This window comes from Deinococcus murrayi DSM 11303 (genome assembly GCF_000482805.1).
GTDB lineage: Bacteria > Deinococcota > Deinococci > Deinococcales > Deinococcaceae > Deinococcus > Deinococcus murrayi.
Window position 1 is genome coordinate 23465 of the sequence record NZ_AXWT01000019.1, and the last position, 26098, is coordinate 49562.

Sequence of the window (26098 nt, forward strand, 5' to 3'; positions counted from 1 at the left end):
TCTACACGCCACACGCTACAAGCCACAGGCCACCCTCCACCCGCCGAGGTACCCATGACCCTAACTGCCCCCGACATCACCGACATCCTGCGTTTCGCCGCCGAAAAGGGCGCGTCCGACATCATCCTGACGGTGGGCTTGCCACCGCAGTTCAAGCTCAGCGGAGTCTATGAGGTCCAGCAGGGGATGGCACCCCTCGCCGCGACCGAGACGCGCAAACTGATGTACTCGATGATGAACGAGCGCCAGCAGCGCACCTTTGAGGAAAAGCGCGAGCTGGACTTCTCCTTTGCGCTGGGGGAAAAGGCCCGTTTCCGGGTGAACGCCTTTATGCAGCGCGGCTTTGTGGGTGGGGTGCTGCGCCTGATTCCCACGACCATTCGCAGCGCCGCCGAGATGGGATTGCCGCCCCACATCACCGACATCGCGAACTCGCCGCGGGGTCTCGTCCTGGTGACCGGGCCGACGGGCAGCGGCAAGAGCACCACCCTCGCCGCGATGATTGACCACATCAACACGACGAAAAAGCTGCACATCGTGACCATCGAGGACCCCATCGAGTTCATGCATCCGCACAAGCAGAGCATCGTGAACCAGCGCGAGATTGGGTCCGACACCATGAGCTTCGCGGACGCGCTGCGGGCTTCTCTCCGCCAGGCCCCCGACGTGATTCTGGTGGGCGAGATGCGCGACTACGAGACCATTCGCGCCGCCGTGACCGCCGCCGAAACCGGGCACCTCGTGATGGGCACCCTGCACACCAACTCGGCCCCCGAATCCATTGACCGCATCGTGGACGTCTTTCCCGAAGAGCAGCAGGAACAGATTCGGGTGCAGCTTGCCAACAACCTCGTCGCCGTGATGACCCAGCAGCTCCTGCCCCGCGCGGACGGGCCGGGGCGGGTGCTCGCCTACGAACTTCTCATCGCCAACCCGGCGGTGCGGGCGCTCATCCGCGAGGGGAAGACCTACCAGATTGTCTCCACTATGCAAACCGGGGCACGCGAGGGCATGGTCACGATGGACGCCTTCCTCGCCAACCTCTACCGCCGCCGGGTGATTTCCTACGAGACGGGCGTCTCACGGGCCGTAGACCCCAAGGAGTTCGCCCGCCTCGCCAACGACCCCAATGCGGGGGTGGGCGGCGCGACCTATACGCCCCCCGCCGCGCCCGCCGCCCCCGCCCCGGCCTCGGCGACCGGCACCGGGCTGGGCCGCACGGGAACGGGGACGGGGGGCACGCAGTTTGGGCGGCGCTAGGGGAGCGGCCAGCGGAGAAGCTGCGGCCTCCCGCTGGATGCTGGCGGCTGGTCGCTGGCCGCTCCCCTAGCGCACTTTGGCCGCATCCACCGTCGCCGCGAGTTGCCCCCCGGCGGAGGCCGTCACAAGGAGGGCGTCCGGGGTCACGCTGAGTCCAGTCAGGCGCAGCTCGCCCACCCGCCCGGTCAGGGTGACGCCGGGGGCGGGCGTGAAGGGGAGCCGCGATTGCACCTGCCCCCGCACCCGCGTGAGCTGTGGGCCGAGGTCGAAGCGGGCCGCCCCCCGCAGGTAGGCCTGGGCGCGGGCGTCCGCCAGCCAGCCCAGTACCCGCCCGGTCAGCCCCTCGCGGCGGGTGACGACGGCAGGGTCACGGAGGGTCACGACCCGCCCGGAGGCGTCCAGCGTGGGCACCCCCGACACGTCGGCGGTGGCCCGCACGCTGAGGCCCAGCGGCCCGGAGACGCGCACGGTGACAGCGGCATTCAGGCGCGGCCCCCGGCCCGTCACCACGACCCGCTCGACCCGCAGGGTGGGCGAGAGGGGCAGCGGCAGGGTGACCGGGCGGGCGGCGGCGGCGCGGGTCGCGGCCTGCGACAGCTCCGGGTAGGGCAGGCGCACGGGCAGAGTGAGGGCCACCCCCGGCGAGGGCGGCTCGGCCACCCGCAGCGGGGGCAGGGGCGGGGCCGCCTGCGCCGGAGCGCGGCCCAGCCCCGCCGCGAGGTCAAAGGTCGCGCCCAGGGTGAGCTTCAGGGCGTCTCCCGCAAAGCGAAAGGGGCTGACCGTCAGGGTGCGCGGGGTCACGCGGGCATAGGCGGGTTCCGGCGCGGGCAGGGTCCAGGGCTGGGCCGCCCGCGCCCACAGCGCCGACGCGCGGTCCCGCAGGTCGGCCCCCTCGCGCACCGCCCGCTCGATGTCGGCGGTCACGCGGTCCAGGGCGGCGCGAACCTGCCGCTCGGCCAGCGCCTGCACGCTCACCCGCACGCCGGGCAGCAGCTCGACCCGCAGGGGGTCAGTCCACTCCACCGTTCCCGCGACCCTCACCCCAGCCTGCCAGTCGGCTCCCAGGGTAGGCGTCAGGCGCAGGCTCACGGTCGCCTCGCCGCCGAAGTCGCGCCCCAGCCCCTGGCCCTCGGCGCGGAAGGCGGCCCGCAGCGGCACCCGCACGAGCAGGGCGTCCCCCTCCGGCGCGGCCCCGACCCGCACGTGCCCGGTGCGGGCCACCGTCCCCGTCAGCCGCACCGTGAGCAGCCCCCCCGCGAGGGTCTGGGTCTCATCGAGCCGCGCCAGCTCGGTGGGCACGCGGGCGTTCGCGGCCTGCTGCACCCCGGCGAGCGGCACGGTGACGGGCAGGGTCAGCGAGGACGGCGAGGAAGAGCGGGGGGGCACGCTCTGGGCTTCGGCGGGAGCGGTCATCAGGGCAGTGGACAGCAGCGGGATGAGAAGACGTCGCATGGGCTGGCCCCCAGGCTACGCGGCCCAGATGAGTCGCCCTTCCCGCCCCCCTCCTTCTTCCCACTCCCACTTCCCACTACCCTCTTTTCCATGTGGACCCAACACGACCTGCGCCTGCGCCCCTTGCCCCGCGGCTTTCACCTGGTCACCCGCGAGGTCGTCGCGGGGGTCCCCGAACTCGCGCGGGTGCGGGTGGGCCTCTTGCATGTCTTTCTCGCGCACACCTCGGCCAGCCTCGCCCTGAACGAGAACGCCAGCCCCGACGTGCGGCGGGACTTCGAGCGGTACTTCTCCCACCTCGTGCCCGACGGGTGGCCGGGCTTTGAGCACACCCTGGAGGGGGCCGACGACATGCCCGCCCACATCAAGGCCAGCCTGCTGGGGCCGTCGCTGACCCTCCCCGTGCGCGGGGGGCGGCTCGCGCTGGGGACCTGGCAGGGGATTTACCTGTGCGAGCACCGTGACCGGGGCGGGGCGCGGCGGCTGGTGCTGACCTTGCACGGGGAGGAAGGCTAACGGGCTGGCCAGGGACATTCGGCGGGGGCGGAGGGCCGCAGCATGGGGCGTGTCTGTCGCGACCGCCCTGCCCCTCCCCGCGCCTGACGCGCTGCTGGCTGAGGCCGAGCGCTTCTTGCGCCTGTACGCCGACGAACACGGCCACAGCCCCCGCGAGCGGGAGGCGCGGCTGGCCGAGGTGCGGGCGGAAGTGGCCCGCACGGGGTCATATACCCTGCGCACCGAGGAACTCGCGCACGGGGCGCGGGTGGCGTGGCGGGGCAGCACCCGCTGCGTGGGCCGCCTGCCCTGGCGCTCGCTGGAGGTGCGCGACCTGCGGCACGTCACCCACCCCGACGACGTGTTCGCCTATCTCGTCTCGCACCTGCATGACGCCCTGAACGGCGGGCGCATCCGGCCCCTGCTGAGCGTCTTTGGCCCCGGCGTCCGCCTGCACAATGACCAGCTCCTGCGCTATGCGGGCTACCGCCAGCCCGGCGGCACGGTCGTGGGCGACCCGCAGAACGTGGCCCTGACCCGGCACCTGCGCCGCCTGGGGTGGGCGGGCGGTCCCGGCACCCCCTGGGACGTGCTCCCGCTCGCCGTGGAGGGCCGGGGTGGGGTGCGGCTTTACCCCCTGCCGGAGGACGCGACCTGTCAGGTGCCCATCACCCACCCGGACATTCCGGCGCTGGGCGAGCTGGGCCTGCGCTGGTTTGCCCTCCCGGTCCTGGGCCGCATGACCCTGGAGGTGGGGGGGCTGAGCTTTCCCGCCGCGCCCTTTAACGGCTGGTACGTCCAGACCGAAATCGCCGCCCGCAACCTCGCGGACGAGGACCGCTACGACGCCCTGCCGGGGGTGGCCCGCGCCCTGGGGCTGGACACGTCCCGCGAGCGGACCCTGTGGCGCGACCGGGCGCTCGTCGAGCTGAATGTGGCGGTGCTGCACTCCTTTGACCGGGCGGGGGTCCGCATCACCGACCATCACGCCGTCACCCGGCAGTTCGTGCGCTTCGAGGAAGCCGAAGCCCGCGCCGGGCGGGAGGTCCGGGGCCGCTGGTCGTGGCTGATTCCGCCCGTCTCGCCCGCGACCACCCCGGTATGGCACCGCCGCTACCGGGGCGGCGAGCTGCCCCCACGCTTCGTGCACCAGCCGCCCCCCTGGGAGGCGGGGCGGGGGGAGGCGGCCTGTCCCTTCACGGGGCGGCAATCCGGGGCGGCAGCGGACTGACGCTCCAGTCCGTCGCCCCTCGTGGGTGTGTTACTCGCCCGGCGTCAGCGTCAGCGTCCTCGTGCGGCCCCAGTCGCGCTCGTCGGTGCTCATGGGGAGGTACTCGCCCGCCGCCCACTTGCCCTGCTGGTCGCTGACGTGTTCGCCCAGCGGATTGCCCCCCTGCCCCAGGCTGCCGATGTAGAGGCTGCGGTTCATCTCCGCGAGGTCGATGATGTGGCGGTAGCTCGGCCCGTGCGTCTGGCGCAGGGTGTCGGGGTCGGGGCGGGCCACATTGACCGTGTTCGTGCCGCCGGGGGTGGGGGCCGAGTGGTTAAAGAGCCAGGCGAGCGCCCCCACCTGGCCAAAGGCCCGGTGGTCGCTGGCAACCGTGTGGACCCGGCCATAGCTCCAGCCGCCCACGTCGTTCCCCAGCCGGGCGGCGAGGCCATTCACCGCCCGCTTCAGGCTGACCCGCAGCAGGTCGGCGCACGTCTGCACCTGCTCGGCGAGCGAGCGGCACAGCTCGCCGCCCCCGCGCAGTTGCTCGCGCACCGCGAGCGCGTTCAGGCGGGTGTCGTCGCCCAGCTCGTCTTCTGCCATCGCCTGCAACTCGGCCAGCCACGCCTCATAAATCGTGCTGGGCACGCTGCCCACGGTCTGGTTGCCGTCCCAGCCCCGCAGCCGCTCCAGCGCCGCCCGGCTGAGGTCCCCTTCCGGCTGGGTGGCGAGCAGCAGGGGCCGCAGGTCGCGCCACACCAGACTGACGGTGTCGAGCTGCACGGCCCTGACGTCCTCCAGCGTGAGGCCCCGCGGCTGTTGCGTCAGCAGCGCCGTGATGCGCTCGGCGCGGTACGGCTCGGCCCAGTTGCGGAGGTTGCCGAGCCTGTCCGCCCCGCCCGGCAGCACCTTGTTGTTGGCGGTCACGACGAGGCCGTCTTGCGGGTTGAGGGTCATCGGCAGCTCCTCGTAAGGAATGAAGCCCTGCCACTCGCGCGAGCCGTCGCCGGGCACGGGCAGCGAGCCGTCCCAGCCCCGGCGCACGGGCACCCGCCCCGGAGCCGTATAGCCCACGTTGCCGTCTACATCGGCATACACGAAGCTCTGGCTGGGGGCCACGTAGGCGCGCAGCGCCTCCCGGAAGTCCTGCCAGTTCTGCGCGTAGTTCAGGCCCACAAAGGCGTCGAGGGTGGTGTCGCCGGGTTGCAGGGCGGTCCACTTCAGCGCCACCCGCGGCCCCAGCGCCCCCGCGCCCACGTCCGAGATGATGGGGCCGTGCTCACTCTCGCGCACGACGAGGCGCACGTCCTCCCCGCCCTTGACCCGGATGACCTCGGTGCGCTCGGTCAGGCGGGCGGAGTCCGGCTCGACGTAGAGGTCCTGCACGTCGGGGTTCACGTTCGTCACACCCCAGGCGACGCGGTCATTGCGCCCGATGACCACGCTGGGGAGGCCCGGAATGGTCGCCCCAATCACCCGCAGGGTCGGCCCGCGCAGGTCCGCGAGGTACCACAGCATCGGGCTGGTGAGGGCGAGGTGCGGGTCGTCGGCCAGGATGGGCTTGCCGGTCGCGGTGCGGCTCCCTGCAATCACCCAGTTGTTGCTCCCCTTGCCGGGCACCCCCTCCAGCCCCAGCGAGCGGGCCGCCGCCAGGTGGGTTCGCAGGGCGGCGAGGGTGGCGTCCGGCAGGGGCACGCCCGCCCCGGCGGAGGGGGCCGGGTTCTCCTCGCCCACCTCATCCGCGCTCAGGATGGTGGGGGCACCCTGGGGGTAGGGCGGCATCACCTCTCCGAGGCGGCCCGCGCCCAGGCGCTCCCGCACCCGCGCTCCCAGCAGCTCCTCTTCCCAGTTGCCGCCGAGGTCGTAGGCCATCAGCTTGCTCCAGGCGATGGAATCCACCTCGGTCCAGGGTTCGGGCGCATACCCCAGAATGCGGAACTCCGGGGCGACTTTCCCCTGCCGCATCGCCGCGTTCACGCCCGCCGTGTACGCCCGCACCAGCCGCCGCGAACGCTCCGAGAGGGCGGGGAGGGCCTCCTTTGCCGCCCGGTAAAAGCCCCAGGTTCGCAGGAAGCGGTCTTGGGGGAGGGCCGCCGCGCCCAGCACCTCCGAGAGCCGCCCCTGGGTCACCCGGCGCTGAAAGTCCATCTGCCAGGCCCGGTCCTGCCAGTGGGTGAAGCCCAGTGCAAAGACGGCGTCCTCGTCCGAAGCCTCGGCGCGGATGTGCGGCACCCCCCAGGCGTCGCGGGTGACCGTGACCGGCCCCGACAGCCCGGAAAGCCGCACCTCGCCCGACACCTGAGGCCGCGACGTGCCCCGCACCCACAGCACCGCTGCCAGCGCGAGCAGCAGCACGACCAACACCACCCACAGCAGGCCCCGGCCCACCCGTCCCATCACGCGCATCCTGCCTCCTTTGTTGAGGCCCTCAGGATAGGGGAGAGGGGGCTGCGGCGGGAACGGGGGCAGCCCCCTCCGGCTTCTGCGCCAGCGTCGCCCCCGCCAGAATCAGCGCCCCGCCCAGCAGCATGGCGGGCCGCAGGGGTTCTCCCAGCACCAGAAAGGCCAGGCCCACCGTGAACAGCGGCTCCAGCGTCCCCAGCAGGCTGGCCCGCGCCGCCCCCAGCCGGGCGACGGCCCCGTACAGGGCGGGCACGGCGACCAGGGTGGGCAACGCGGCGATGCCCAGCACCACGCCCCATTGCGCGGCGGTGCCTGGCACGCCCAGTTCCCCCCGCGCCCCGGCCAGGCCCCCGAAGGCGACCGCCCCCACGAGCGCGAGGTGCCCGGTGGCCGCGAGCGGCGGAACCTCCCGCAGCCAGCGCTCGGAGGTCAGCAGGTAGGCGGCGTACATGGCCCCGGCCCCGGCCCCCAGCGCCAGCCCCACGGGGTCCCGGTCGCCCGCCCCCGGCAGCCCCACGACGAGGCCCAGCCCCAGCGCGGCGAGCGCCACTGCCCCCAGCCGGGCTGCGCCGGGCCGCCGCCCCGCCAGCCACCCGAACAGAATCACGAAGGCGGGCGCGAGATAGAGCAACAAGCCCGTCGCCCCCGCCGTGATGCGCCCCAAGGCCCCGAAGTAACAGCAGGTCGCCAGCACGTAGACTACCCCGGCCCCCAGCAGCGGCCCCCGCTCCCGCAGCGTCAGCCCCCGGCCCGCGAGCGGGAGGAGCAGGGCGGCGACCAGCCCAAAGCGCCAGGTGAGGACCTCGGAGGTGCCCAGCCCCACCTCGCCCGCGAGCTTGCCCCAGACCCCCAGCGTGGCGAAACTCAGGGCGGCGAGCAGGGCGAGAAAGAGGCCAGAGCGGGCGGGGGAGGGCATGGACCTCAGCGTAGGCCCTCGCGGGGGCACCTCGGCCCCGGCTTGTCTGCGACCCGCCCCACCTCCCCCATCCGGCCCGGTGCGCTAGCGTCGGCCCCGTGATGCCGCCCGCCCCCAGCCTCCCCCCAGTGCCCTGGCGGGTGGCGCTTCCCCTTCCCATTCCGACGCTCGATTTTGCCGCTCCACACGGCTTCGGGGGTGCGGTGCCGTTGGGGTGCCGGGTGCTGGTGCCCTGGCGCGGCGGGCTGTCGGTGGGGCTGGTGGTGGGCGCGGGCGAGGGCGGGGTCGGCAGCTCCCGCCTGCGCGAGGCTGTGCACCTCCTCGACGACGAGGACGGTCCCTGGGTGCCCCCCGCCACCGTGGAGGCGGTCACCGCCTGGGCGCGGGAGGCGCGGCTGCCCGCCGGGCTGGTCTGGAGTGACCTCCTGGGCGTGGGGTGGGAGGTGCGGCTGGAGCACCGGGTGCGGGCGGTGCCCGACGCGGACCTGGGGGCCTTCGGGTCGCACGTGCCGGGGCCGACCTGGACCGACGCCGCCGACTACTCGCCCCCCCTCCTCGACGCCATCCGCGAGCAGGGGCTGCTGGAGGAAGCCTTTCGGCCCCGCCCCCGGTGGCGCGGGGTGGTGCGGGCACGGCCCCTGGAGGAGGTCCCCGCCGCCGCCCGCACGCGGACCGTGCTGCGGGCCGCCGCCGAGCCGCCCCCCACCCTGACCGCGAAGGGCCGCGCAGCCTGGGCTTGGCTCGCGGAGCACGGCCCCCAGCCCACCCTGTCGGCCTGGGCGCGGGGGGCCGGGGTGGGGGGCGGGGTGGTGAATGGGGTGCTGAACGCGGGCGGGGCGGCCTGGGTCCGGGAGGAAGCCCCCCCGCCCCCCGCCTGGCAGTGGCTGCACGAGCACGGCCCCGCCGACTCGCTGAGTGCGTGGGCGGCCCGCGCCTCGGCGGACGGGGTGGGGCTGACCCCCACGGCGGCGGGCACCCTGGCCCTGCGCGGCTGGGCAGACACCGTGCAGGAGGTCGCGCCGCCCCCCGCTCTGCTCGCCCCCGCCCCCGCCGGGGTGCCCACCCACCCCGACCGCCTCCCCGAAGCCCCCGCCTGGCGGCTACACGGCGGGCGTCCGGCGTCCCGCTTCCTCGCGCTGGCCCCCCGCCTCGCCCGGCTGCTGGCGCAGGGGCGCGGGGTGCTCGTCCTCGCGCCCGACCACGCCACCCTGCGCCGCGCCTGGGAGGGCCTCTCCGGGCTGGCGGGGGCGGCGGGCACGCGGGCGGTGCAGGTCAGCGGGGCGCTCGGCCCGGAGGAACGCGAGCACACCTGGCACCTCATCCGCACGGGGGCCGCCCGGCTGGTGATTGGGAGTTACCTCGCCCTCGTGACCCCGCTGGAGGACCCCGCCCTCATCGTCGTGCTGGAGGAGGGCAGCGACGCCTACAAGCTCCAGTCGGGGTCGCGGGCCTTTATTCCCGACGTGGCCGCGCGGGTGGCGAGCGCCCACGACGCGGCCCTCGCGCTCGTGGGGGCGGTCCCCGCCGCCGAGAGCGTGCCCCTGCCCGGCGCAGTCTTGCCCCCGCCCCGGCTGCGGCTGCACGTCGTGGATTACGCCCACCCGCCGCAGCAGCCGGAGCTGGGGCCGCTCTCCTCGGTGCACCTCACCCCCGGCGACCTGGGCTATCCCCTCAGCCATGACCTCGTGCGGCTCTTGCGGCAGGTGCAGGAGCGGGGCCGGCAGGCCGCGCTGCTCGCCCCCCGGCGGGGGTACTCGGCCCTGCTGCGCTGCCCCTCGTGTGACCACACGCCGGGCTGCCGCCACTGTGACGTGCCGCTGCGCTTTCACCAGGGCACCCGGCAGCTCACCTGCCACCAGTGCGGCTATCACGAACCCGTGCCCGACCGCTGCGACGAGTGCGGCGAGCCGATGTGGAAGGCCCGTGGCCCCGGCACCGAGTGGATTGCCGCCGAGGTCGCCCGGCTGGTGCCCGGCCTGCCCGTCTACCGCTGCGACAAGGACCGTCAGGACGACCTTTCTCCCCTGCACGCCGGGGAGAGCGGGGTGGTCGTGGGCACCCAACTGCTGCTCTCCGGGGAAGCCCCGCCGAACCTCGCCCTGTTGGGGGTGACGCTGGCGGATACCTGGCTGAACGTCTCGGACTTCCGCGCCTCCGAGCGCTATCACCGCCTGCTGCGGCAGCTCGGCGAGTGGCACGTCTCGCGCCCGCCCCTGCTGGTCGTGCAGACCTTTCAGGCCGAGCATCCGGCCCTGCGCGTTCTCGTCGAGGGCAAAGACGCCCTGGCCTACCCCACCGCCGAGGAGCGTGCCCGCAGAGCTTTGGGCTACCCCCCCCACGCCCGCCTCGCGCAGGTGGAGGTGGCCGCCCGCGAAGCCCGCCGCGCCCGCGAGGTTGCCGCCGAGGTCTTTGACGCCCTGCACGGGGCGGGGGCGGCGGAAGGGGAGGTCCTGGGTCCGGCCCCCAGCCCGGTCGCCCGGCTGCGCGGGGTCTACCCCTATCACCTGCTGCTGCGGGCGCGAAACGACCGCCGCCTCTCCGAACTGCTCGCCGTCCTGGACCGCCCCTGGCGAGCGCGGGTGCGGGTGGACGTCAACCCGCGGGGGGGGCTGTAGGCCAGCCAGCCCTGTCCCCCCATCAGGGGGGGTCCTCATTTGCGTCGCGAGGTTGAGCAGAACCTGAGACACTGCTGATGTGAGATTAAAAAGCCTACAAAGAGGCTCCTGGCACCCAGTGTTGCTGACGCTGGCGCTGGCTCTCTCCGCGTTGCCGCCGCTGCCTTTCAGTTCGGTGGCGCTGGCGGCGACCCAGCAGGAGCAGACGGTGCAGGTGCAGGGGCAGGCTCCATTCGCGGGGAACGTCGCGGCGGCGCGGCAGGCGGCCATCAATGACGCGGTGCGGGCTGCCATCGAGCAGGTGCTCGGCGCCTACATCAGCACGTCAAGCACCCTGCGCAGCACCGACGAGTTCGAGCAGTTTCAGCAGCGCCTGATGAAGCGCTCGGACGGCTTCGGGCGCGTGACGCAGGTGTTGTCCGAGGGGCAGCAGGGCAGCTTCTACACCGTGACGGTGCGGGTGGTGGTGGCCCGCCCCAGCCTCGAACAGGAACTCAAGGCCTTTCTCGCGCAAAAGGGCGACCCCCGCATCATCGTGGCGATTCCTGAGGTGATTTTGCGCCGCACCGTCCCCGACCCCGCCGCCGAGACCGAGGTGCAGCGGGCGCTCATCGCCGCCGGGTACCGGGTAGTCGACCTCAAGCAGACCGAGCAAAATGCCCTGCGCGACGTGCTGCGCGGCGGCAGCCTCAGCAGTCAAGCGCTCAGCGACCTCGCAACCCGGTTCAAGGCCGACCTGCTGATTACCGGAGAAGCCTTTGCGGAGGAGTACGGCACCGTGCTCTCGCAGCGGGCCTATACCGCTCGCCTCGAACTCAAAATCGTGGACCTCGCTACCGGACAAATCATCTTCAGCGACGCCTTTACGGGAACGGGTACGGCCCCCACCGATGCGGTAGCGGGCAAGGCCGCGCTGCAAAACGTTGCCAAAACGGCGGTGCCCGCTCTGCCGGGTGCCCTGCTGGGCTGGCTCAGTGGCAGCGGCAAAGCCGCCGGGCGCACCTTCAGCGTGCGGCTGGTGGGGGTGCCCAGCTTCCGCGCCCTCAACGATACGCTGGCGTCGTTGCGGGCTGCGGCGGGGGTGGCGGCGGCCCTGAGCCGACACTTCGACGCGGCGGGTGCCCAAGTGGAGGTCGAGTACAGCGGTTCCCCTGAGGACCTCGCTGGCCTCCTAGAAGACCTCGGTCTGACCGTCACCGGCCTCAGCGCAGGCGAAATCACCGTTTCTTACCGCTGACCCCCCACCCCAAGGAGAATCCATGCAAAAGTTCCTGATGACCGCCGCCCTGTGCGCGGGGGCTGCGCTGGCCCAGGCTGCCGACGCGCCCGTCACAGCCCAGCAGTTCGTCAACACCGAGGGCGTGCAGGCCGCCTACACCGTGCGGGGTGACCAGCTCAGCCCGGTCGATGCCCTCGCGCTGATGCGGCAGTGCACCCTGTCGGGGGCCTCCCTCGTCGACACCAACCGTGACGGACGCAATGACACCCTGCGGGTTTACGGCTTCGGCATCGTGCCCGCGCAGGTCTATCAAGCGCGGGGCGTCACGGCCCTCGCTCCCGCCATGCAAAAAGCAGAGCTGCGGGCCAATGGCGCCGCTGCCGAATTCTTCGGGGGCTTGCGGACGGCAGTCGTGCGGAGCCTGGACACTCAAGACACCACCGCCAGCGTCGTGGACGGCGGCGACCTGAAGCTCTCTAACCTCGCCGTGGAAACGGTGCGTGAGAGCGTTCGGACGGGTGCCCAGGCCGTGCTGCGCGGCGGGCGAGTCACCGGGCACCGCCTCGTCAGCCTGGGCAATCAGGGGCTGTGTGTGGTGGCCCGCTACGAACTGCCGCTGGACCAACGCTCCGCGGCTGCCCCGGCACCCGCGCCGCGCGGCGCGGCTCTGCCGGGGGGTGCGGTGCCCGGACGGTCGGGTTTCCCCCTGCCCCCGCCCGGCACCAGCGGTGACTTCTGACCCTCCCTTTCCTCGCCTCTTTGCACGTTCTCGTTTCCTCTTTTCCAAGGAGCTTTTTATGACCCACCTGCGCCTGCTCGCCCTGACCCTCGCCCTCGCCGCGCCCGCCGCCGCTCAGACCACGGCCACCCCAGCGGCTCCGGCCACGCCCGCCCCAGTCACTGCTGCCCCCGCCCTGCCGCAGGGACAGGTCAACGTGGCTGTGGGAACGCTGCGCTGCAAAGCGTCCAAATGCTCCTCCGAGCTTGGGGACGGTATCTCGGACGCCCTGACAACTGCCCTGCTCAATACCGGCAAGTTTGCCGTCTATGAGCGCGAGAACGCCGGGCAACTCACCGAGGAGGCGTTCCTGAGCGGGGGTACCGCATTTGAGGGCGCCGACCTGCTGATTTTCGGCTCCATCACCCAGTATGAACCCGAAGCTGCTGCGGGTGGCATCAGCTTCATGGGAGTGTCCCTGGGCCAGAAGAAGAGCACCATCGCCATGGACCTGCGGATTGTGGACGTGAAGACTCGCCGCACCATCGGAGGCACCCAGGTGAAAGGTGAGGCGCAGGGCAACAGCTTCAATCTCAGCGGCCTGCTTCCGATGAACATCGGCGCGAAGTCCAGCCCGCAGATTGAAGCCGCCATCAGCGCGATGCTGAACGACGCCGTGCAGCAGCTTCTGCTCAAGATTCCCGCCAGCTACTACCGCAACTGAGCCGGAGGTCGTCAGGCCGGGACGAGGGGCGGCAGCCTCCCCTCCCCCCCGGCCTGACCCTTTTCTTGAACTTTTCCCGGCCCCGCTGTCCCGCTGGGCTAGACTGCCCGCCATGATTCGCCTCGCCGTGCTCGCGGACCTGCACGCCAACCTGGAGGCGACGCTGGCCGTGCACGCCGACGTGCAGCGGCGCGGCCTGAGCGAACTGTGGGTGCTCGGCGACCTGGTGGGCAAGGGGCCGCGCCCCCGCGAGGTCGTCGAGTGGACCCAGGCCTACGCCACCCGCGTCATCCAGGGCAACTGGGACGCCCGCGTCGCCGGGGCCACCAACCGCCCCCAGGACCTCTGGCCGCGCTCCCGGCTCACGCCGGGGCAGCTCGCCTATCTCGCCGGGCTGCCCTACGGCATCGAGGAGCAGTTTGGCGGCGCGTGGTGGCGCTTTGTCCACGCCTCCAGCAAGGGCCTCTTTCACCGCCTGTACCCGCACTCCAGCCTCGCCGAGCAGCTCGACGCCTACCTGCCCAACCCGCAGTTGGGCCTGCGGGCGCACGCCGACGCCCTCGTTTACGCCGATGTCCACGAGACGTTGATGCTCGATGTGGAGGGCCGCCCCCTGCTGAACACCGGGTCGGTGGGCAACCCCCTCGACAGCACGCTGCCCAGCTACCTCATCCTGGAGTTTGACCCGCATGGCCCCGCCCACAGCGCCACTTTCGTGCGCCTGACCTACAACCGCGACGCCGAGATAGCGGTGGCAGAGGCGAGCGGCATGCCCTTTACCCGTGAATATGTCGCGGAGCTGCTGACGGGGGCCTACCAGAAGCGGCGGGCGCGGACGGGGGAGTAGGCGGAACTGAGAAAAATATCCCCCGCACGCGGCGGGGGTTCCGGTGGCCTGAATGTGCCGGTTCAGCTCAGGCCCGCAGCTCTCCCCGCTCCCGCATTGCTTCCCGCAGCTTGGTCGGCTCCAGCAGGCTCGCGCCCGCGCCGTAGCGGTGCTTCACGGCGCTCTGCACCAGCCACAGCGCCAGCGCCACCCCGACGAGGCTAATGGCCAGCCCCGGCACCCGCATGAGGGCGTTGACCTCGGCCACCTGCGCGTTGAAGGCGTCGGTGCCAAACTTGGCCGTTACGCGGGCGTAGTTCACGGCGCTGTTGACCACCCCACCGATGAGGTCCACCACCGCAAAGGCGACCGTCCCCGCGACCAGCCCGCGGTGGACTGCGGGGTCGCGCATTGCCTGCTGGGTGGCCGCCCGCTCCTCCGGCTTTTCGCCGAGGCTCGCGGCATCCAGAAACACCCGGAAGAGGGGCACCTTTGTTCCCGCGCTGATCAGAAAAAAGAGGCCGACGAGGTACGACCGGGCGCTGTCCTTGATGGCGTACCAGAAGCCGTCCACATACCAGAAGGCGAGCGCCCCGCTGAAAATGGCCCCCGCCCCGCCGATGAGGGCAACCGGGCTGACGTTGCGGTTGGCCACGAGGTCCCACAGCACGTAGGCGACCGGAATCAGCGCCGCGACCACGTAGGCCCGGATATTCCCGGCGGTGTCCCCGCCGAGCAGGTCCGCCACGCTGATGCCGCTGCCCAGGATGTTGGGGCTGAGAATCAGGATGGGGATGACGAGCGTAAAGACGAGGTCCCAGACGGTCTTGGGAACCCCATTGCGGGGGCGAGCGGCGGGGGAGGAGGCGGTCATGGGGGCCATTGTCTCACCCTGGCCTGTGGCGTGTCGCGTGTGGCCCCTGGACCCCTGAGCATGAGCTGAGGCTCTCCGCGCCTCCACAAGCCACAAGCCACGAGCCACAGGCCCTCAGTGGTCGTGCCCATGCTCCCCCTGCCCCCGCTTCCCGCTGACCTCCTCGCGCACCTCGGCCACGAAGAGGGTGCAGGCCTCCGGGCAAGGAATCGCGCCGGGAACGCCGCTAAAGAGGGTGCTGCTCAGGCGCTCGCCGGCCCACAGGCGGGTCTTGAGGCATTTGCTGCACACGTCCTTGGCGACCTCCTCCACCTGTTCGGGGGTGGCGCGGGTGACCTTGGTGTAGATGCCGGTTTGACGGCGGGCGGTCGTGGGCCAGGGGGTCGCCCGCAGATTGTGGGTGTGGTGGGCGTAGCTCTCCTCGACGACGGCGGGGTAGAGGTTGTGGACGGCGCGGGGCAGCTCGGCTTCGGTCAGGATGGCCCGCCAGCCCCGCGGGAGGTTGCGCAGGGTGTGAACCGGGCGGTGGTGCCCGCCCTCGTCGCGGCGGATGTGGTCGCGCAGGCCTTCGACCGTCACCAGCGTCTGAAGGTCGGCAGCGGGGCGGCCCTCGTCGAGGGCGTGCCGCAGCTCGTACATCCCCGCCTGCGGGGTCACCATCGCCTCGCCGATGCGGGTGCCCCGGCGGGCGAGCGCGAGGAAAGCGTTCCAGGCTTCCGCGTGGCCGTGGTCCTCGTCGCCGCCCGCGCCCGACGCCCCCCGCGCTTCCTGAGCGAGCTGCAAGACGACCTCCGCCACGGCGGGGTGGGTGCCCACGGGAGCGGCGTAAGAGACGGTCTGCGGGGCGTGCGGCGTGTCCGTGAACTCGGTGACTGTCCCGGTCAGGCCCATGTCCTCCGGAATCGTCTCCAGGGTGTGCCAGCCCTCGGAGGCGAAGAAGGGCACCACGACCACGCGGGGGGCCTTCACCAGCTCCGGCCAGGTGCCCACCTTGGGGTCCTCGTCCAGGAAGAGGGCGTGCACCTCGGCGAAGTGCCCGGACTCGCGCAGGCGGTCGGCGTTCTCGTAAATCACCCGGTTGGAGTTCTGGTTGCGGGTGGTGCCGTGCCCCAGCACGATGAGGGCGGTATCGGCGGGGCTGAGGTCGGGCAGCACCTCGCGGGCGCGGGCCAGAATCACCTCGCTCATGCGGGGATGGACCCCGTAGGGCAGCGTATAGCGCACCGTCTTGCCGCCCAGCACGCGGGCGATGCCCTCCGGCGGCACTGGCCCCTGGTGGCCCAGCCCCAGCTCGCGCGGAATCACCGTCTCGGTGAAGTAACCCTCCGAGATGAACATCGGAATCACGGTCACATCGGTGCTGCGGACGGTCCGGAGCACCTGCCGCAGCGAAGGCTCTTCCTTCCAGTACCCCTCGACGACCTCGTCATAGAGGCCGCGCTCCCGCAGCAGTTCCGCGTAGCGGTAGACGGCTCCGGCAGACTCGCCGTTGAGGTGCGACCCGTGGCCGATGAGGACGAGCGAACGCATACGGCGGGCACTCTAGCAGCGCTCCCCCGGCGCGATTGTCCCCCTGGCTCAAGTTCGCGGGGCGGCCCCCGCATGAACCTTTTCCGCAAGCTGCCCTCACGCTCGCCTCTCTTGGGCCGCTTAGGGTAGACGCTGAAGCCCGCATTTTCCCCCGCCCCCCATTCCCCAGGAGGTCCCCCGATGTTTTTCCAGCAACGTGACCGGCACGAGCGTATGGCCCGCTTTGACCCCCGCGACACCAACATGGACGGCGTGGTCAGCCCGCAGGAAGCGGCGGCTTACATCCAGGACTACCTGCAACATGCCTCCCCGGAAGAGCGCCAGCAAATCATGCGCGAGTACTTCTCGCAGATGAGTCCGCAGGAGCGCCAGCAGCTTGGCGACGCGATGGTGCAAAGCCCCTATAGCCCGGTGCAGACCGTGCGCTACGACGACCCCGACGACCTCGCGGATGCCTACACCCGCACCGCGCAGGCTCCCCTGCAAGATGGCCGCAGCCCCCTGGAACAGGCTTTCGGGCAGGGCGGGGCGCTGAGCAACCCGATGGTCAAGGCGGGGCTGGTGGGCCTCGCGGCGATGATTGGCTCCAAGATGCTGCGCCGCTGATTCCGGACCAGCCCGCTGCGCCCCTGGCCCCCGTTGTGCCGGGGGCGTTTTGCTGGGCTGGGCGGCCCTTCATGAAGGTGACCGGGAGGTCAGCCCCCCCGCTCCACCCGCTACAATCGCCCGCAATGCCCCTCGCGTACCTCACGCGCATCGCGCAAACCCCCGCCCCCACCTTCGATGAGGCAGAGCGGGCCGACCTGATGGCCGCGCTGTGGGAAGAGTTGGGGTACGCCACCGAACGCGACGAGGTGGGCAATGTCCTCACCCGGCTGACGCCTCCCGGCACCGAGGGTCGGCCCGCGCTCCTGCTGGCCGCGCACCTTGACACGGTGTTTCCCCGCGGCACGGACGTGACCGTGCGTGAGGAGGGCGGCAAGCTCATTGGCCCCGGCGTGGGCGACAACAGCGCCAGCCTCGCGGTGCTGACGGCCCTGCTGCGTGACCTGCGGGGCCGCGAGGGGGAGCTGCGTCGCCCGCTGTGGGTGGCCGCCAACGTCGCGGAGGAGGGCTTAGGCGACCTGCGCGGGGCCAAGCACCTCATCGCCACGCACCGCGAGCGGCTGGGGGCCTTCATCGCGGTGGATGGCTATTTGGGGGTCGCCGTCACCCGCGCGGTGGGGGTGCGGCGCTACCGGGCCACCTTCCTGGGACCAGGGGGGCATTCCTGGGGCGACCAGGCCCCCAGCGCCCTGCACGCCCTGGGTACGGCGATTCACGACCTGTACGCCCTGCGCCGCCCCGCCTCGCCGCGCACTACCCTCAATGTGGGGCTGGCGTCGGGCGGTACCAGCGTGAACACCATCGCCAGCAGCGCCGAGCTGCTCCTCGACCTGCGCTCGCTCGACCCGGAGTTGCTGGACGACCTCGACCGCCGGGCACAGGCAGCCTTGCACGGGGCCGCCCGCGCGGTGGGCGTCGGGCTGCGGCTGGAGCGGGTGGGCGACCGTCCCGGCGGCGACCTGGGGGCGGCACCCCTCCTCGACCTCGCCCGCGAGGCCGCCCGCGAGGGCCGCACTGACCTGCGCCTCGCGTCGAGCAGCACCGACGCCAACGCTGCCGCCCCCCACACCCTCCCGGCCATCGCCCTGGGCGTTTACCGTGGCGGCAACGCCCACCGCGAGGACGAGTGGGTTCAGGTCAGCAGCCTGGGACCGGGCCTGCGCTTCCTCGCGCGGGTGGTGGCCCTCTATCAGCGGCGTCCGGTGGCGTGAGGAAGCTGGCAGCTTTGAGCTGTTAGCCATCAGCATTCAGCTCTTAGCCGTCGGCTTCGGACCGCTTTTTTTGTGACTCAAACGGCATTTCTCCCCCACCAACTTCCCATCTGCCCGGCGCACAATGGGGGGACCCATGAACGCCTCTACGCGCCGCGCTCCGGCCCTCCGCGCCCTCACCCTGGTGATGGCCCTCGTTGCCGCGCCCGCGCTGCCGGGAACGGTCGCCCTCGCGCAGACGGCGCCCCTGTCGCCCGCGCAGGAGGTCTTTAACAAGGTCAACCGCCTGCTTCTCGAAGAGTACGGCGGCCTGTCCAAGGTCGACCGGGCAGCGCTGGGCCGCGAGTACCAAGCCCGGCTCGACGCGGTATGTGCGCCGACGCCCCTGAACTGCCCGGTGGAAAAGGCCTACCCGGTGATTGAGGCGCAGCTCACAGCCCTGGGCGACGAGCACAGCTTTTTCCAGACCCCGGAGGACTTCCGGGACTTTCTGGCGAGTGCGACGGGCGGCAACCGCCTCCAGTTCGGGGTCAAGCTGGCCCGGCTGGACGGCGAGAACCGGGTGGTGCTGGAGGTGGTGCCCCAGAGCGCTGCTGAGGAGGCGGGGTTGCAGCGCGGCGACCTGCTGCGGACGCTCGACGGCAGGCCCTACACCTACGCGGCCCTCCAGCAGGCCCGGCGCGAGGGCCGCGAGATTCGGCTGGGCGTCGAGCGGGCGGGGCGGCCCCTGACCCTCACCCTCCAGTCTCGCGAGAGCAGCACCCGCGACCTGCCCCGGCTGAGCTTCGCGGGGGCTGCCAACAACGTGGCCGTGCTGCGGATTCCCACTTTCCTGGCGGGGGGCGGCATCGCGCAGCGGGTGCATGACCTGGTTGGCGAAGCCCGCGCGCAGGGGGCTATGGGCATGATTGTGGACCTGCGCGGCAACCCCGGCGGCAGCCTCGCGGAGTGCGACAGCGCCGTGAGCGCTTTTGTGCCCACCTTCGCGCGGGTGGCGCGGGGTGCGGCGGGCGAGAGCCGCACGGTCGTCAGCCGGGGCACCCGCCTGGAAAATGGCCGCAATGCGGGCGGCGTCCGCAACCCCCAGCTCTGGACCGGGCCGCTCGCGGTGCTCGTCGACCGGGGCAGCGCGTCTTGCAGCGAGTTCTTCGCATTTGAGATTCAGTATGCCGCCCGTGGCCCAGTGATTGGCGAGACGACGGCGGGCGTGGGCAACACCGCCACCCGTATCTTTCCGGTGGGCGAAGATGCCGCCCTGCAACTCACCGTCCTGAACTACGCCAAGCCCGGCGGCGCTCCCTACCCCGACCGGGTGCGCCCCGACCTCCCCCGCGAGCAGACCGAAGAAGACCTGCGCCTGCTCACGCGCGGCCAAGACACCCTGCTCGCCGCCGGGGTGCAGGCCCTGCTGACCGCCCCGCCGCTGACCCTGGACGCCCAGCCGCCCGCCCGCTGAGGCGCGGGGGGCCGTTACAGCCGCCGCTTGGGGCGGCCCGTCGCCCAGCCCAGCCCCAAGCCGACCACGGCGGGGAGGCTAAACAGCAGCAGGAAGCCCAGCAGGTCGCTGTTGCCAATCATGTTGCCCAAGGGGCGGCCCAGCGCCACATTGACCGGGCTGCCCAGCCAGGCCAGGGCGGTCCAGAGGGTGCCCTCTAGCCCACGCGCCTCGACCGCGTTTTGCAGCCACCGCACGCCCAGCAGCCCCAGCGTTTGCAGGGCGAGGGCCGGGAGCAGCACCAACACGGCCCCCGGCCCCGGCACCGCCCGCCCCGCCAGAAAGCCCAGCAGCAGCGGCCCCAGCACCGGAATCCAGCCCAGCAGCACGGCGACGAGCAGCAGCATCCCCACGTGGACCCAGAGCATGGGGGCAGTGTACTGCGCAGGGGGCCATCATTCCCCCGCCGCCTGCTCGCGGGTGGGTACCTCGCGCAGCGCCCAGCGCAATCCCAGCGCAGTCAGCAGCCCCACCCCCATCAGCGTGAGCCAGGGCAGCAGCGGCAGGCTGGCGCGGGTGCCGAGGTCAATCAGCGTCCCGCCCACCACGTTGCCCACCGCGCCGCCCAATCCCAAGCTGATGGCGGAAAAGCCGAAGTAGCTCCCCGTCAGCCCGGCGGGGGCCAGCCGCGCGGTCAGGGTCTGCTGGGTGGGGTAGACCAGCATGGTGCCCAGGCTGTAGAGGGCGACACAAGCGAGCAGTTGTCCAAAAGTTGTCACGAACCCCATCAGCCCCAGGCTGGTCGCCACCGCGAGCACCGCCGCGACGAGCGCGACCCGCGTCCGCACCCGCCGCTCCACGAAGCGCAGCAGGGGGTACTGCAGCACCACCGCCAACCCCGCCGAGAGGCCATACAGCGGCCCGGTCGCCCCCGGCCCCGCGAGGGCCACGGCCTTGAGCGTGACCGCCACATTGAGCTGGGTGCTGAGCAAGAAATACCCCACGAGCACCAGCGTGAAGCGCCGGAAGCGGCGGTCCCGTGCGGCCACCCTCAGCCCCGCGAGGCCCCCGGCCACAGCCCCCTCCGGCTTCAGGTGCGGCAGCGTGGCGGCGAGCACGGCGGCGGCCACGAGGTACACGCTGGCCGCCGCGAGCGCTGCCGTGCGAAAGCCCAGCCCCAGGAGGGCGGCACCGATAAGCGGCCCGGTTACCATGCCGAGGTTGCCCGCGATGCTTGTCAGGCTGAACATCCGGGTGCGGTGTTCGGGCCGGGTGACGGCGGCGATGGCCGCGTTCTTGGGCGCGTCGAACAGCCCGCCGCCCAGCCCCGCGAGCACCGAGGCCGCCAGCAGCACGGGCAAGCTCCCCGCGAAGCCCATCCACGTAAAGCCCAGTGTGCGAATCAGGCACCCCGCTAGAATCAGCGGCTTTGGCCCCACCCGGTCGGCCCAGGCCCCCCCGAACACCGTCAGCCCCTGCTGGGTGAGCTGCCGCAGCCCCAGCACCAGCCCCACGCTCGCCGCCGCCCACCCCAGCTCCTCCACGAAATGCACCGTGACCAGCGGAATCACCGCGAAAAAGCCGCCCCACATCAGGAAGTTGGCGCCGATGAGGCCGAGCTGCGCCCCGGAGGGCCGAAAGGGAAGGGCAGGGGCGGGCCGAGTCACGCGGGCGAGTGTACGCCTGAAGGTGGGGCGGGGAAGGGGGTGTAGAATCCTGGCGTCCAGGCGGGCGCGTTGCATGACAAGTCGGGTAGGTCAGAGGTCACCGCTCCAGAAAGGAGCAACCCCTACGTGCGTCAACACGTGGGGGCTACCGAAAGGTGGTGATAGTTCTGGGCCACAAGAAGCATACCACTGACCGCGAAAGTGGGCAAATTCAACTCCAGCGCCGGGTGAAACTCCTGGCGGCATGGACAGCGTTTTTGCTCGCTGTAGCGGCCGTGGTCACTGCCCTTGCAGAGCTGATCCAGTCTCTAGGAAAGCTCCTGCCCTGACCTAAAAGCCTCTGGGCGCCTGCCCAGCGCGTCACCGCGACCCTCTGGACGCCCCCGCCTTGAGGTGGGGGTTTTGCGTTCTCCGCCCCTTACCCTGTCTCCCATGCCCTCCTCGCTTCAGCCCCTCGGCCCCGGCGTCTTCTTCCTCCCCGGCGCGGTGAACAGCGTCGCCATAGCGGGGCCAGGGGGGAACGCCCTGCTTGTGGATACGGGGCTGGACGAATCCCATGCCCGGCGGCTGCTGCGGGCGCTGGCGGGGGCGGGCCTGACGCCGAGCGCGATTCTGAACACCCACAGCCACGCCGACCACCACGGGGGCAATGCCTTTCTCCTGAGCCGCTTTCCGGAGTTGCCCGTCTATGCGCCGCCGCTGGAGGCCGCGGTCATCCGGCATCCACTGCTGGAGCCGCTTTCGCTGTGGGGGGCCGCGCCGCCCGCCGAACTGCGGACGAAGTTCCTGCTGGCCCCCCCCAGCCCCGCGCAGGGGGTCGGCCCCGGCAAGCAAACTCTGGGCGGCACCGAGGTCGAGCTGCTGCCCGTGCCCGGCCACGCCGCCGAGATGTACGCGCTGCGGGTGGGGGAGGTGCTCTACGCCGCCGACGCCCTCTTTGGGCCGGAGGCGCTGGAGAAGCACCCGCTGACCTTCTGCGCGGATTCGGCCCAGCAAAAGGCGTCGGCGGGGGCGTTGGGAGAGCTGAAGGGCGTGCGGGTGGTCCTGCCCGGCCACGGGGACCCTACCCCCGACCTCGCCGGGTTGGTGGCGGCCAATCTCGCCGCCTATGCCCGGACGACGGACGCGGTGGCGGCGGCCCTGGCGCGGGGGCCAGCCGCCATAGACGAGCTGCTCGTGCGGGTGGGGGAGGCCCTGGGGGCGGTCGCCACCACCCCCAGCGGGTGGGCGCTCAACCGGGCGGTGCTGAGCGCCCACCTCACCGAACTGCTGGAACGCGGGGAGGCGGCGCTGGAGGTGGGGCGGGAAGGCCTGCGGGGGCGTCAAGCGTGAAGAGAGCCTGTATAGGCGCTGATGGCTCCGGGGGCGTAGCGTGACTCCATGACCAAGAAGAACGCGGGCAACCGGGACGCCGGGGCAGACACCAAGGGCAGCAAGGGCAACAAGGGCCGCAAGGCGGGGCGAGAGACCGCCGGGGTCATGCCGCAGGGCGAGGCCAAGGCCGACGCCGCGCACCTCGACACCGTGCACAACCAGCTCGTCGACCACAGCTACCTCTCCGAAGAGGAGTTCTCGACCGTCGCCGAGACCTTGCAGCGCAACCTCGCCACCACCATCAGCCTCTATCTCAAGTTCAAGAAGTACCACTGGGACATCCGGGGCCGCTTTTTCCGCGACCTGCACCTCGCCTACGACGAGTTCATCGAGGAAATCTTTCCCGCCATCGACGAGCAGGCCGAGCGCCTCGTCGCGCTGGGGGGTAGCCCTCTCGCCGCGCCCGAAGACATCGCCCGCTTCAGCCTGGTGCAGGTGCCCCAGGAGACGGTGCGCGACGCCCGCACCCAGGTCGCGGACCTCGTGAACGACCTCACCCGCGTCTCGCGGGGTTACCGCGATGACTCGCAGACGGTTGACGACGCCAACGACCCCGCCACCGCCGACATGTACAACGGGTACGCCGCCACCACCGACAAGATTCGCTGGATGCTCCAGGCGATGATGGACGACGACCGGATGAACTGAGGCCGGGGTCTGGGGGCTGCCGGGCACGTCCCAGCGGCCCCTGGCCTTGTCCGCTCCCCGGAGGTCCTATGCCCCGCCCCAAGTTCGATTACTCGTTGGATTACGCTCACCTCGACCTGCGGGCGCACCCAGAGCTGTACCGGGTGGGGGTGGGCGAGCAGGGAGTGCTGTTGGTGCAGCCCTACAAGTCCGAGCTGCTGCCGCACTGGCGCTTTGCGACCCCGGAAGCGGCCCACAAGAGCAGTGAGACCATCTACGCGATGTTTCTGGAATACCTGCGGGCCGGGGACTTCGTGGGGGCGGACATGGCCCGCAAGTTCCTCCAGATGGGCTTTACCCGCGCCCGGCGCTATGCCAACCACCAGGGCGGCAAGAAATACGACGGTCCCGTTCCCGCAGACAAAAAGGGCCAGTCCGGTGCCCATGGCCGCCGCGAACTCCCCCGCCAGCCCGAAGACCCGGTCAAGGCTGAGTCCGCCCGCATCTTCAAGGCGAAGTGGGACCAAGCCGAGGCCAACGAGCAGTATGCCCGCCTCAAGCGCGAGCACCGGGAACGGTACGATTGACGAATACCGCATACCGCGCTATCTTGTTTCTATCACCGCCCGAAGAGGCGGCTTTTTTTATTGACTGCTTCCCATCTCCAGCGCCGCGAGGTCGGCGGGGGTGTTCACGTTGAAGAGGGCCTGCGGGCTGACCTGCGCGACGGCCTCCCAGGGGACCGTCACGGCGTCGTGCGCGGCGAGGCGCAAGCGGCGTTCGCCCGTGTCCAGCAGAGCGGTGACGTGGGGCCGCAGGGCCGTGTGATAGAGCGCCCCCAGCGGTTGCGCCCGCCCCGCCGCGTCGAGCGCGAGGACCGACCGCACCCCCGGTGCCCGCGCCCCAGCCAGCAGCGCCCAGTACGCCGGGGTCAGGCGGGGGAGGTCCACCCCCGTGAAGGCGACCCAGCCCGGCCCCGCGTGCCGTTCGGCGGCGAGGAGGGCGGCTTCCAGCGCCCCCAGCGGCCCTTCGCCGGGGCGGGTGTCGGGCGCCGGGAGCCAGCCGGGGAGGGCGTAGCGTCCGGGCGGGGCGACGAGCAGCCGCAGCAGGCACCCCGCGAGGCTCGCGGCGACGTGCGAAAGCAGGGTCCGGCCCTCCAACCGGGCCAGTGCCTTGTCTGACCCGAAGCGGCGCGAGCGGCCCCCGGCGGTGAGCGCCGCGACGAGGTCGCCAGCGGGCCGCTCGGTTGCCGTCATTGCCCTGGGGCGGGGGGGCGGGATGGCCCAGCCCCCTCCTCCGCCCGCCGCACGCGAACCTCGCCGTCCGCGAACGCCAGCGTCAGCCGCTGCCCCGGCCCCACCCCCGCCGCCCGCGTGACGGGCCGCCCCGCCTCGTCCCGCACGAGGGCGTAGCCGCGGGCCAGGGTGCGCTCTGGGGTCAGCCCCAGCGCTTGCCGCATCAGGGCGTCGGTTTCCAGGCGGGCGGCCTCGGCCTGGCGGCGGGCGGCGGCCAGGAGGCGGTCGCGGGCGTGGCGGGTATCGGCCCCGGCGCTCCTCAGCAGGTCGCGGGCGCAGGTGCGGATGCGGCGGGCGTCCTCGGCGGCCTGCGCGGCGGCGGCGGCCACCGTTCGCACGATGAGGGCGGCGGCCTTGCTGGGGGTGTCGGTGCGGGTGTGGGCGACCTCGTCGAGGAGGGTGTCGTCGCGGGCGTGGCCCAAACCCGTGACCACCGGGACCGGAAAGGTCGCCAGGGCGCGGGCCACCGCGAGGTCATTGAGCCACGCGAGGTCGGTGACCGCCCCGCCCCCGCGAATCACGACGAGCGCGTCCAGCGGCTCCCTCTCGTGCGCGGCGCGGGCCTGAGCAATCGCCGCCGTCAGGCTCTCCGAGGCCGCCGCCCCCTGAAAGGTCGCTTCCAGGTACACGAAGTCCACCGCGCCCGCCGCCTCCAGGGGGTCCACCTCGCGCCGGAAGTCGCCCAGGCCCGCCGCCTCACGCGGGCTGACCACCGCCACTCGCGCGAAGTCGGTCGGCGCGGGCAGGCTGCGGTTCAGGCCGTAGACGCCCTCGCGCACCAGCGTCTCGCGCAGGGCGTCTTGCCGCAGGGCCGCGTCCCCCACGGTGTATTCGGGGGCCACGTCCAGCACGTTGAGGGAAAAGCCGTACTGCGGGTGGAACTCGGCGGTGCAAAACAGCAGCACCTTGAGGCCCGCCGTGAGGCCCCCGCTCCCCGTCGCCCGGCGGAACTTGCCCTCCAGCGCGAAGCGCTCGCGTGCCCACACGGTTGCCCGGCACTTGGCGACCTCCGCGCCGCCCTCCAGTTGCACGAGGTCGAGGTAGAGGTGGCGGCGGTCGGTGAGCGAGGCGATTTCCGCCCGCACCCACACCGCCCCCGGCACCCCCCGCGCGATGACCTGCTCGACGTAGCTCAGCACGTCCGCGAGGTCGAGGAACTGTTCGGGTGGGCGGGCGGTCCCCTTCCCCTTTCTGCGCCCGCCCGTCACAGCCGCCCGGCGAGCACGCGCCCCAGCATGGCCGCCCCCACCCCCAGCCCCACGCTGAGGGCGGCGTAGGTCATGGCCCCGCCCACACTGCCGCGGGTGAGCAAGCTGTCGAGTTCCACGCTGAAGGTGGAAAAGGTGGTAAAGCCTCCCAACACGCCGGTTCCAAAAGCCAGCCGCGCCGCTTCCGGCCAGACTCCCCGTCCCACCAGTCCCAGGGTCAAGCCCAACAGCAAAGACCCCACCACGTTGATGAGCAGCAGCGGCAGCAGCGCCCCCACGAAGGGATACCCCTCCCGCGCCACGAGTGGGGCCAGCCACAGGGTCACCCCGTAGCGTGCCGCTGCCCCCACCGCTCCGCCTGCCATCACCAAGAGCCACGCGTTCACGCCCGCAGGGTACGCCTTTCCCCGCAGGCTGGGGGCGTAAGCTGACC

24 protein-coding genes are annotated in these 26098 nt (G+C 71.9%); 14 read left to right on the top strand and 10 right to left on the bottom strand.

The window, feature by feature from the left end:
* The first annotated feature begins 54 nt into the window (after positions 1-54).
* Positions 55-1260 (top strand): type IV pilus twitching motility protein PilT, encoded by a 1206-nt coding sequence (locus H565_RS0104035; protein ID WP_027459912.1) that lies wholly within the window; start codon positions 55-57, stop codon positions 1258-1260.
* Between the two features lie 66 nt (positions 1261-1326).
* Here H565_RS0104035 and H565_RS0104040 read toward each other — a convergent pair whose 3' ends face one another.
* Complete coding sequence (locus H565_RS0104040) at positions 1327-2712, bottom strand: DUF4403 family protein (RefSeq protein ID WP_027459913.1); 1386 nt, start codon at positions 2710-2712, stop codon at positions 1327-1329.
* A gap of 90 nt (positions 2713-2802) precedes the next feature.
* On the opposite strand from H565_RS0104040, the gene H565_RS0104045 reads away from it, so the two are divergent.
* Together H565_RS0104045 and H565_RS0104050 are read left to right on the top strand one after the other, a co-directional pair.
* On the top strand, positions 2803-3228 hold the full coding sequence (locus H565_RS0104045; RefSeq protein ID WP_027459914.1) for a secondary thiamine-phosphate synthase enzyme YjbQ: 426 nt from the start codon (positions 2803-2805) through the stop codon (positions 3226-3228).
* A 49-nt stretch (positions 3229-3277) separates the two neighbouring features.
* Positions 3278-4438 (top strand): nitric oxide synthase oxygenase, encoded by a 1161-nt coding sequence (locus H565_RS0104050; protein WP_051363406.1) that lies wholly within the window; start codon positions 3278-3280, stop codon positions 4436-4438.
* 30 nt (positions 4439-4468) lie between these two features.
* On the opposite strand, the gene H565_RS0104055 is transcribed toward H565_RS0104050, so the two are convergent.
* Together H565_RS0104055 and H565_RS0104060 are read right to left on the bottom strand one after the other, a co-directional pair.
* Positions 4469-6823 carry a penicillin acylase family protein gene (locus H565_RS0104055; protein ID WP_027459916.1) on the bottom strand — a complete coding sequence of 785 codons (2355 nt, stop codon included), beginning with the start codon at positions 6821-6823 and terminating at the stop codon, positions 4469-4471.
* A gap of 22 nt (positions 6824-6845) precedes the next feature.
* Positions 6846-7736, bottom strand: coding sequence for a DMT family transporter (locus tag H565_RS0104060; RefSeq protein ID WP_034408334.1), 891 nt, complete (start codon positions 7734-7736; stop codon positions 6846-6848).
* A 101-nt stretch (positions 7737-7837) separates the two neighbouring features.
* Here H565_RS0104060 and priA point away from each other — a divergent pair, with 101 nt between their 5' ends.
* The 5 genes from priA (at position 7838) to H565_RS0104085 (ending at position 13859) form a co-directional block, all read left to right on the top strand.
* Positions 7838-10351, top strand: coding sequence for a replication restart helicase PriA (gene priA / locus H565_RS0104065; protein WP_027459918.1), 2514 nt, complete (start codon positions 7838-7840; stop codon positions 10349-10351).
* A 118-nt stretch (positions 10352-10469) separates the two neighbouring features.
* Positions 10470-11588, top strand: a complete 1119-nt coding sequence (locus H565_RS0104070; protein ID WP_027459919.1) for a flagellar assembly protein T N-terminal domain-containing protein — start codon at positions 10470-10472, stop codon at positions 11586-11588.
* A gap of 22 nt (positions 11589-11610) precedes the next feature.
* Positions 11611-12309, top strand: a complete 699-nt coding sequence (locus H565_RS0104075; RefSeq protein WP_235204224.1) for a hypothetical protein — start codon at positions 11611-11613, stop codon at positions 12307-12309.
* A gap of 58 nt (positions 12310-12367) precedes the next feature.
* Positions 12368-13012: a CsgG/HfaB family protein gene (locus H565_RS0104080; RefSeq protein WP_027459921.1), complete on the top strand. Its 645-nt coding sequence runs from the start codon at positions 12368-12370 to the stop codon at positions 13010-13012.
* A gap of 112 nt (positions 13013-13124) precedes the next feature.
* Positions 13125-13859: a metallophosphoesterase family protein gene (locus H565_RS0104085; protein ID WP_027459922.1), complete on the top strand. Its 735-nt coding sequence runs from the start codon at positions 13125-13127 to the stop codon at positions 13857-13859.
* Between the two features lie 67 nt (positions 13860-13926).
* Here H565_RS0104085 and H565_RS0104090 read toward each other — a convergent pair whose 3' ends face one another.
* Positions 13927-14712 (bottom strand): VC0807 family protein, encoded by a 786-nt coding sequence (locus H565_RS0104090; protein WP_157468869.1) that lies wholly within the window; start codon positions 14710-14712, stop codon positions 13927-13929.
* A 114-nt stretch (positions 14713-14826) separates the two neighbouring features.
* A complete protein-coding gene (locus H565_RS0104095; RefSeq protein ID WP_027459924.1) occupies positions 14827-16242 on the bottom strand; it encodes a DR2241 family protein in 1416 nt (471 codons plus the stop codon).
* 180 nt (positions 16243-16422) lie between these two features.
* Between H565_RS0104095 and H565_RS0104100 the strand changes: the two genes are divergently transcribed.
* The 3 genes from H565_RS0104100 (at position 16423) to H565_RS0104110 (ending at position 19515) form a co-directional block, all read left to right on the top strand.
* Positions 16423-16848 (top strand): hypothetical protein, encoded by a 426-nt coding sequence (locus H565_RS0104100; RefSeq protein WP_027459925.1) that lies wholly within the window; start codon positions 16423-16425, stop codon positions 16846-16848.
* 125 nt (positions 16849-16973) lie between these two features.
* Entirely contained in the window at positions 16974-18059 is a 1086-nt protein-coding gene (locus H565_RS0104105) for a M20/M25/M40 family metallo-hydrolase (RefSeq protein WP_027459926.1), read from the top strand.
* 136 nt (positions 18060-18195) lie between these two features.
* Positions 18196-19515 (top strand): S41 family peptidase, encoded by a 1320-nt coding sequence (locus H565_RS0104110; protein WP_027459927.1) that lies wholly within the window; start codon positions 18196-18198, stop codon positions 19513-19515.
* A gap of 14 nt (positions 19516-19529) precedes the next feature.
* Here the strand turns inward: H565_RS0104110 and H565_RS0104115 are convergent, their stop codons facing one another.
* Together H565_RS0104115 and H565_RS0104120 are read right to left on the bottom strand one after the other, a co-directional pair.
* Complete coding sequence (locus H565_RS0104115) at positions 19530-19922, bottom strand: hypothetical protein (protein ID WP_034408339.1); 393 nt, start codon at positions 19920-19922, stop codon at positions 19530-19532.
* Positions 19923-19949: 27 nt separating this feature from the next.
* Positions 19950-21161: an MFS transporter gene (locus H565_RS0104120; protein ID WP_051363407.1), complete on the bottom strand. Its 1212-nt coding sequence runs from the start codon at positions 21159-21161 to the stop codon at positions 19950-19952.
* 432 nt (positions 21162-21593) lie between these two features.
* Here H565_RS0104120 and H565_RS14275 point away from each other — a divergent pair, with 432 nt between their 5' ends.
* The 3 genes from H565_RS14275 to H565_RS0104135 all read left to right on the top strand — a co-directional run bounded on the left by H565_RS14275 (position 21594) and on the right by H565_RS0104135 (position 23749).
* Positions 21594-22493: an MBL fold metallo-hydrolase gene (locus H565_RS14275; RefSeq protein WP_034408342.1), complete on the top strand. Its 900-nt coding sequence runs from the start codon at positions 21594-21596 to the stop codon at positions 22491-22493.
* Between the two features lie 48 nt (positions 22494-22541).
* Positions 22542-23183 (top strand): Dps family protein, encoded by a 642-nt coding sequence (locus H565_RS0104130; protein ID WP_027459930.1) that lies wholly within the window; start codon positions 22542-22544, stop codon positions 23181-23183.
* 68 nt (positions 23184-23251) lie between these two features.
* The gene (locus H565_RS0104135; RefSeq protein WP_027459931.1) at positions 23252-23749 is read left to right on the top strand and encodes a DUF4385 domain-containing protein; all 498 of its coding nucleotides are present in this window, start codon (positions 23252-23254) and stop codon (positions 23747-23749) included.
* A 57-nt stretch (positions 23750-23806) separates the two neighbouring features.
* Here the strand turns inward: H565_RS0104135 and mobA are convergent, their stop codons facing one another.
* Genes mobA through H565_RS0104150 form a run of 3 tightly spaced genes read right to left on the bottom strand, consistent with a single transcriptional unit; the run spans position 23807 to position 26030 of the window.
* Complete coding sequence (gene mobA, locus H565_RS0104140; RefSeq protein ID WP_027459932.1) at positions 23807-24418, bottom strand: molybdenum cofactor guanylyltransferase; 612 nt, start codon at positions 24416-24418, stop codon at positions 23807-23809.
* Positions 24415-25665, bottom strand: coding sequence for an exodeoxyribonuclease VII large subunit (xseA, locus tag H565_RS14280; protein ID WP_051363408.1), 1251 nt, complete (start codon positions 25663-25665; stop codon positions 24415-24417). The genes mobA and xseA overlap by 4 nt, the downstream gene beginning before the upstream one ends.
* A complete protein-coding gene (locus tag H565_RS0104150) occupies positions 25662-26030 on the bottom strand; it encodes a fluoride efflux transporter FluC (RefSeq protein WP_034408359.1) in 369 nt (122 codons plus the stop codon). Before H565_RS0104150 ends, xseA begins: the two co-directional genes overlap by 4 nt.
* Between the last annotated feature and the right edge of the window lie 68 nt (positions 26031-26098).

Bases quoted from the DNA above. Each gene is read 5' to 3' on its own strand.
- H565_RS0104130 (WP_027459930.1), top strand. From the start codon at position 22,542: ATGACCAAGAAGAACGCGGGCAACCGGGACGCCGGGGCAGACACCAAG.
- H565_RS14275 (WP_034408342.1), top strand. From the start codon at position 21,594: ATGCCCTCCTCGCTTCAGCCCCTCGGCCCCGGCGTCTTCTTCCTCCCC.
- H565_RS0104075 (WP_235204224.1), top strand. From the start codon at position 11,611: ATGCAAAAGTTCCTGATGACCGCCGCCCTGTGCGCGGGGGCTGCGCTG.
- H565_RS0104035 (WP_027459912.1), top strand. From the start codon at position 55: ATGACCCTAACTGCCCCCGACATCACCGACATCCTGCGTTTCGCCGCC.
- H565_RS0104115 (WP_034408339.1), bottom strand. From the start codon at position 19,922: ATGCTCTGGGTCCACGTGGGGATGCTGCTGCTCGTCGCCGTGCTGCTG.
- priA (WP_027459918.1), top strand. From the start codon at position 7,838: ATGCCGCCCGCCCCCAGCCTCCCCCCAGTGCCCTGGCGGGTGGCGCTT.
- H565_RS0104040 (WP_027459913.1), bottom strand. From the start codon at position 2,712: ATGCGACGTCTTCTCATCCCGCTGCTGTCCACTGCCCTGATGACCGCT.
- H565_RS0104150 (WP_034408359.1), bottom strand. From the start codon at position 26,030: ATGGCAGGCGGAGCGGTGGGGGCAGCGGCACGCTACGGGGTGACCCTG.
- H565_RS0104045 (WP_027459914.1), top strand. From the start codon at position 2,803: ATGTGGACCCAACACGACCTGCGCCTGCGCCCCTTGCCCCGCGGCTTT.
- mobA (WP_027459932.1), bottom strand. From the start codon at position 24,418: ATGACGGCAACCGAGCGGCCCGCTGGCGACCTCGTCGCGGCGCTCACC.
- H565_RS0104080 (WP_027459921.1), top strand. From the start codon at position 12,368: ATGACCCACCTGCGCCTGCTCGCCCTGACCCTCGCCCTCGCCGCGCCC.
- H565_RS0104095 (WP_027459924.1), bottom strand. From the start codon at position 16,242: ATGCGTTCGCTCGTCCTCATCGGCCACGGGTCGCACCTCAACGGCGAG.
- H565_RS0104105 (WP_027459926.1), top strand. From the start codon at position 16,974: ATGCCCCTCGCGTACCTCACGCGCATCGCGCAAACCCCCGCCCCCACC.
- H565_RS0104110 (WP_027459927.1), top strand. From the start codon at position 18,196: ATGAACGCCTCTACGCGCCGCGCTCCGGCCCTCCGCGCCCTCACCCTG.
- H565_RS0104055 (WP_027459916.1), bottom strand. From the start codon at position 6,823: ATGCGCGTGATGGGACGGGTGGGCCGGGGCCTGCTGTGGGTGGTGTTG.
- H565_RS0104060 (WP_034408334.1), bottom strand. From the start codon at position 7,736: ATGCCCTCCCCCGCCCGCTCTGGCCTCTTTCTCGCCCTGCTCGCCGCC.
- H565_RS0104090 (WP_157468869.1), bottom strand. From the start codon at position 14,712: ATGACCGCCTCCTCCCCCGCCGCTCGCCCCCGCAATGGGGTTCCCAAG.
- H565_RS0104085 (WP_027459922.1), top strand. From the start codon at position 13,125: ATGATTCGCCTCGCCGTGCTCGCGGACCTGCACGCCAACCTGGAGGCG.
- H565_RS0104135 (WP_027459931.1), top strand. From the start codon at position 23,252: ATGCCCCGCCCCAAGTTCGATTACTCGTTGGATTACGCTCACCTCGAC.
- H565_RS0104100 (WP_027459925.1), top strand. From the start codon at position 16,423: ATGTTTTTCCAGCAACGTGACCGGCACGAGCGTATGGCCCGCTTTGAC.